The organism is Sphingopyxis sp. (genome assembly GCF_050725615.1).
Classification (GTDB): domain Bacteria; phylum Pseudomonadota; class Alphaproteobacteria; order Sphingomonadales; family Sphingomonadaceae; genus Sphingopyxis.
This window is the reverse complement of the sequence record NZ_JBOHHU010000052.1, coordinates 23249-29248: the sequence shown is the minus strand read 5'-3', so window position 1 is coordinate 29248 and position 6000 is coordinate 23249. Positions and strand designations below refer to the sequence as shown.

Genomic DNA, 6000 nt, shown 5'->3' with positions numbered 1-6000 from the left:
GGGGAGCGATGGGGGGGATGGCGTGTGCCGCTTGCCGATCACGCGCGCGCGGCGTAGCCAGGGAGGACAAGGGAGGGGCACACGCATGACCGTCCAGCCGGGATCGAGGATCGAAGCGAAGGCGCTGCTCCGCGCGGTGCCGCCCGCCGTTCGGCCGCGCGCCGTCCCGCGCCAATATGCCCCGCCGCGCTTTCCGCCCGACCTCGTCGGTCTCGACCGCGTCGGGCCGTGGCTCGATCAGCTGGAGCGGCACGAACTGGGCATCGTCCGGGCGCCGGCAGGATATGGCAAGACCGCTTTTTGCGCGGCGCTGTTTGCCGAAGCGCGGGATGCGGGCTGGGATGCGGGCTGGGTGTCGTTCGAGGCCGACGGCGATGATGGCGCGGCGACCGATCATCTGGTTCAGGCGGTTCGGCTGGCACGCGGCGATGCCGGGCGGAACGCGGCGCCGGAATTGGCGTCAGCGGCCGAGGTCGCCGATGCGTTGGCGGACCATATCGATGCGGATGATCGGCCGCTGCTGTTGATCCTCGACGACGTCGATCGGCTTCGCGACGCGCACGCGCTCGACGTTCTCAACCGGTTGCTCCGTCACCCGCCCGTGCATTTGCGGCTGGTCATGGCGAGCCGCGCAATACCGGCGCTGGCGACCGACGCCGCCGAACGGCGCGGCATGGCGCTGCGCATCGGCCGCGCCGACCTCGCGCTCACCGACGACATGCTGCGCGAGGTGTTGCGAGGCGCGGGCGTGACCCTCGACGAGCCGCGCCGTACCGCGCTCCAGGATTTCCTGGACGGCTGGCCGGCCGGTGCGCGGATCGCCGCCCGGCAGGCGGGCGGGCTGGCCCGCGACGATGACTGGAGCGCGCTGACCGACCGGATCGCGAGCTATCTCGCGACCATCATCGGCGATATGTCCGAAGCCGATCGACGTTTCCTGCGCCGCGCCGCCGTGGCGCCGAAGCTGAACGCCGACCTTGGCCGTCTGCTCAGCGGCGAAGCCGACAGCGAAGACCTGCTCGGTGCCCTCGCGGCGCGGGGCCTGTTCATCGAAGCGCCGACCGACGGCAGCGGGTGGTATCATCTGCACCCGGCTTTTCGCGCCGTGCTCCTGTTCGGCGTCGATCGGGACAGCCTGTCGCAATTGTTCCGCGTTTCCGCCCGCCATTATGCGGCGCAGGGGATGAAGAGCGACGCGGTCGGCCAGGCGCTGGCGGGGGGCGATGCCGCGCTGGCGGCCGAATGGCTGGGCGATATTGCCATGGCCTTGCTCGAGGCGGGCGCCACGGGACGCGTCGCGGGCTGGATGGCGCGGCTGGAACCCGAACATCGCGCCGCGAGCCCGCGCCTCGTCATCGCGGATGCGTGGCTTTCGGCGCTCACCGCGCGGAATGACGCGGCCGTCGCTATTGCTGCATTGGCCGCACAAGGCGGCGAAGCCGAGGCGGCCGCGATCGACCTGTTCCATCGCGCCTATGCCGGCGACCGGCTCGACGCGGTCGCCGAGGCCTGCGACCAGCGGCTGGCTGCGCCGGGCGATCTGTCCGACTTCGCCGTCGCCATGTTGCGCGCGATGCACGCGCATGGTGCGTCGCGTCGCGGTCTGTTCGGGCTCGTTCACGACGCCGTTCGCCCACTCATGCAGCGCAGGGCCGGGCGGTCGCTCGACCTGCCGCTGGCGCTCGGCGTTTGCGCGCGCGCGGCGGCGTCGCGGGCCCTGGGACAACTCGGCGAGGCCGAACGCGTGCTGCGCGATGCGCGGCGGACGGCGACGGAAACCAACCTCGCCACGGCGCTGGTCGATGCGGCGCTGGCCCGCTGCTGTTACGAGCGCGCCGATCCGGCGGCGGCGGCCGAACTGGCGAATGCGGCGCTGCCCTTGCTCGAACAAAGCGTGTTCCAGGATGCGCTGATCAACGCCTTTCTGGTCGCGATCCGCGTCGCGGCGAGTTTGGGGCGGGCCGACCAGGCGGCGGCATTGGTCGATCGCGCCGAATTGCTGGCGTTCGACCGGGGCTGGGCGCCGCTGAAAGCGCTGTGCATCGTCGAGCGCGCCCGGCTGCGCCTGCCGCAGACGATCGACCCCGAGGCGGTGGTGGCCGTCGTCGACGAGGACGCGGCGGTCGTCGATCCGCTGTCGGCGCCGGGCCGCGCCTTTGCCCTGTTGTCCGAGGCGCGCGCTTATGACGCCATCGCGCAGGGCGACCGACCACGGCTGACGACGGTTGCCGAGCGATTGTTGCGACTGGCGTCGAACGCCGACGATGCCGAACTGCGCGCGTCGGCGACGCTGTTCAACATCCTGCCGCAGCTCAGCGGGCGCTGCGACAAGATGGTCGAGCTGGAGACGGTCCGTTTCCTGAACCACGCCGCCAGCGTCGGGTTCCGGCGCACGATCGTCGATGTGCTCGACGTCACCGGGGTGCGCGCGGTGCAGAATTTCTGTAGCGAGGCCTATAGCTCGGACTGCTTCCTTGCGCTGCTCAAGCTCGCCGATCCGGCGCGGCACGATCCTGCGCTGGAGGGCGCGAACCTGCCGGCGCCGGGCGAAGCCTTTTCCTTTCTGACCGAGCGCGAGATCGAGATTTTGAGCGCGCTCAACGCCGGCGAGTCGAACAAGGAAATCGCGCGCACGCTGCAACTCGCGCCCGAAACGGTGAAATGGCACCTCAAGAATGTGATGCGCAAATTGCGCGCGACGAGCCGCGAAGAGGCGGTGCTCAACGCAACGACCTTGGGGCTGAAGCTGATCGAGACCGCTGCGCCGCGCTAGGTCGGCGCGCCGCGCGCAATTTGCGCAGTCGAGGCACAAAAAAAGGGAGGGCCGTAGCGACCCTCCCTGTTTCTTTTTGTCCGGCCTGCGTCAGTCCAGCTTGAAGCGCACGCCGACGCGATAGGTGCGGCCCAGCAGGTCCGAAAAGGTGCTGTTCGCGGCGAGGCCGGTTTCGGGCAGCAGCAGCGGGTTGGCATCGAACAGGTTGGTGACGTTGAAGAAGAACTCGGCCTCCGACGCGTTTCCGACCTTGATCTTCTGCGTCAGGTTGAGGTCGACGTAGAAGGTGCCTTTGACATGATTATTGTCATAGGTCGGGTTCTGGCTGGTCGAGGTCGGGCACGCGCTGGTGCATTCGATCGCGTTCGCCAGATATTTGCCCGAGCTGACGCCGCGGCCGGTGACCGTGCCCGAGAAGGTCGAGGTCGAATAATTGGCGTTGGCGCGGAAGATCCACTTGGGCGTGCTCGCCTGGCCGCCGTTCGCGCCCACCGTGTTCACCGGCGTCGTGCCGGCAATGCCCGTTTCCGCCAGATTCTCGATATAGCGGGTCGCCGTGCCTTTCAGCGTGATGCTGCCGTTTTCACCCACTGGCAGCCGATAGGCGGCGTCGAAGTCGATGCCGCGCACCAGCCGGCGCACATAGTTGAAGGGCTGGGTGCGGATCAGCAGATAGGGCACCGTCGGCGTCGAACGCGTCGGATCGGTGGTGATCGCGTCGCAGAAGGCCTGAATTCCTTCATCGCAGCGGTTGACCACTTCCTGTGCGCTGATCGTGTCGATCGCCCCCTCCAGGTCGATGCGGAAATAATCGACCGATGCCTGGAAGCCCGGCAGGAAGCGCGGCGTGATTACCCCGCCGATATTCCACGAATCGGCCTTTTCGGGACTCAGGTTCGGGTTCCCCTGGGTGAGGCCCGAATAGGGGAAGAATTGCGGACCGTTGGCCGGGTTGTTCGCGTCGAAGTTGGGGTTGCGCACCGAATCGCTGTTCGCCGTGCCGGCCTGGAACAGCTCGTTGAGATTTGGTGCGCGAATGTCGCGCGAGCGCGTGACGCGCAGGCGGATATCCTCGATCGGCGCCCAGGTCGCGCCGAGTTTCCAGGTCGTGACATAGCCCGAATTCGAATAGTCGGTGGCGCGCACCGCGCCGTTGAACTCGAGCCCGAAACCCAGCGGCACCACGGTCTCGAGATAGGCTTCCTTCACATTATAGCTGCCCTTGAACGGCAGATAGTTGCCGACCGACCAGGCGTTGCGGAATCCGGGCCGGCCATTGGCGTCCACCGTCGCGATCGGCTGGAACTCTTGCGGCACGCTGCCGCGAATCTTTTCCTCGCGATATTCGCCGCCGACCGCGATGCTGACGTCGCCCGCCCAGGTGGCGAAAGGCGTCAGCGACAGGTTGGCGCCCGTGACATATTGTTCGAGCACCTGTTTGCGGAACGGATCGCCAAGCACATAATCGATCGCCGCCGGGTCGGCGACGCCGATGCCGAGGCGGTTGAGCGGCACGCAGTTCGGATCATTGTTGGTGGCGTCGGCATCGACGTTGATCAGGCACTGGATCGAGCCCACGGCGTAACCGCCAGCGTTGCCCGCCGGCGCAAAGGCCGCATTGGTAGCGGCGGTCATGCGCGCGACATGCATGATGTTGCGCAGCTGTTCGCGCACGTCGGAGCGGCCATATTGGCCGTAGATGTCCCACCGCGCCGACTTGCCGAACGCGTCGAACTGTCCCTCGGCGCCGACGACATAACGCTGCACCTGGCGCTTGTTGTTGATGGCGCGGAAGGGCAGGTCGGCCGCCGTCGTCGTGATCGAGAAATTGTTGACGCCCGTCAGTCGCGTGGCGCCCAGCGTCTGCAGCGCGAAGGCGTTGCAGGAGATGGGGACCGGAACGGTGGTGCAGCCCGTCGTGGTGATCGTCGCCGAGCCGAGGTTGGGCCCCGCGTTGAAGAAGACTTCCTGCTTGTTGAACGAGCCTTCGGCGAACAGCGTCACGCCATCCGACACATCGAAGCTGAGGCGGCCATAGAAGCCGTAGCGATCGTCCTTGGGGGCGAGGCCGATGCGACGACCCGAATCGTTGACGCGCCAGTCGCCGCCGACGGTGCGGGTTACCGGGGAGCCGGTGCCCGGGCCGCCGGGGTTGAGGAGCGGCGAGTTGAACGAGCCATATTGAAACGGGATGACCTGGCCGTTCTGGCCGAAATAATTGCCCCGCAGGATATTGGTCGAGGTCCCGGTCGAAGCGGTGATGAAGCCGCCGGGCGCCTGGTTGGTCTGGCCGGCATTCTCGCGGAAGGTGATGAAGGCGGGCTGGCCGTTGCCGACGCCGTTGGTCACCACATAGGCCGGGTTGGCAAAGGCCAGATAGCCCTTGTGGTTCCACGGACGGTCGCCCGGATCGATTTCGTAAATGCCGTCCTGATGCGCGATCTCGGCGTTGAAGACGACATGGCCGCGCCCGTCGGCAAAGGATTTGCCGCCCGCGATGCTGCCCGAATAGTTGAAACCGTCGCCCTTGTCGGTGACGCCGATGTCGCCGCTGATGCGCAGCCCTTCCATCTTCTTGTTGAGGACGAAGTTGACCACGCCGGTGACGGCGTCCGAACCATAAGCCGAGGAGGCGCCGCCGGTTACCAGTTCGACGCGTTCGACCAGCGCTTGCGGGATCGTGTTGATGTCGACCCAGCCGAAGATCGTCGAGCCGACCGAACGACGACCGTCGACGAGGACCAGCACGCGGCCCTCACCAAGGTTGCGCAGGTTGATGGCGTTGATGCCCGCCGAGCCGTTGGAGATGTTGAGGCGCGAGTTGGCGGGCTTGGTCGAACCGGCGAGCTGGGGCAACTGATTGACGAAGTCGGCGATATTGTTCGACGGCGACGTGTTGCGGATGTCTTCCTGCGTCAGCACGATCACCGGGGTCGGGGCCTGGAAACCGTCGCGCGCGATGCGCGAGCCGGTGACGACGATCTGGTCGCCGGGCGCCGCTTCGCTTTCGGCCGGAGCGACGGCCTCCTGCGCCAGTGCCGGCGCGCCATGAACCAGCGCCAGGGCGGTCATTGCCGCGCCGAAGCGGGTCTTGCGGCCCAGCGGCCGGTGAATTCGTCCAAGATTACGCATGATATAAGTCCCCTTTTTCCGGAGGCCCACCCGCACGCCGCCCGCAGCGTGCCCCGGCGTCTCTACGCCGGGTTGGCTTGCCCATTTGTCCCACC

The 6000-nt window shown here is 67.2% G+C and carries 2 protein-coding genes; one reads left to right on the top strand and one right to left on the bottom strand.

The window, feature by feature from the left end; genetic code table 11:
• The first annotated feature begins 85 nt into the window (after nt 1–85).
• Nucleotides 86–2773 (top strand): LuxR C-terminal-related transcriptional regulator, encoded by a 2688-nt coding sequence (locus ACREB7_RS13080; protein ID WP_431592713.1) that lies wholly within the window; start codon nt 86–88, stop codon nt 2771–2773.
• A gap of 90 nt (nt 2774–2863) precedes the next feature.
• Here ACREB7_RS13080 and ACREB7_RS13075 read toward each other — a convergent pair whose 3' ends face one another.
• Entirely contained in the window at nt 2864–5905 is a 3042-nt protein-coding gene (locus ACREB7_RS13075; RefSeq protein ID WP_431592712.1) for a TonB-dependent receptor plug domain-containing protein, read from the bottom strand.
• Between the last annotated feature and the right edge of the window lie 95 nt (nt 5906–6000).

Excerpts from the sequence above, each read along its gene's own strand:
- ACREB7_RS13080 (WP_431592713.1), top strand. The coding sequence starts at position 86 with ATGACCGTCCAGCCGGGATCGAGGATCGAAGCGAAGGCGCTGCTCCGC.
- ACREB7_RS13075 (WP_431592712.1), bottom strand. The coding sequence starts at position 5,905 with ATGCGTAATCTTGGACGAATTCACCGGCCGCTGGGCCGCAAGACCCGC.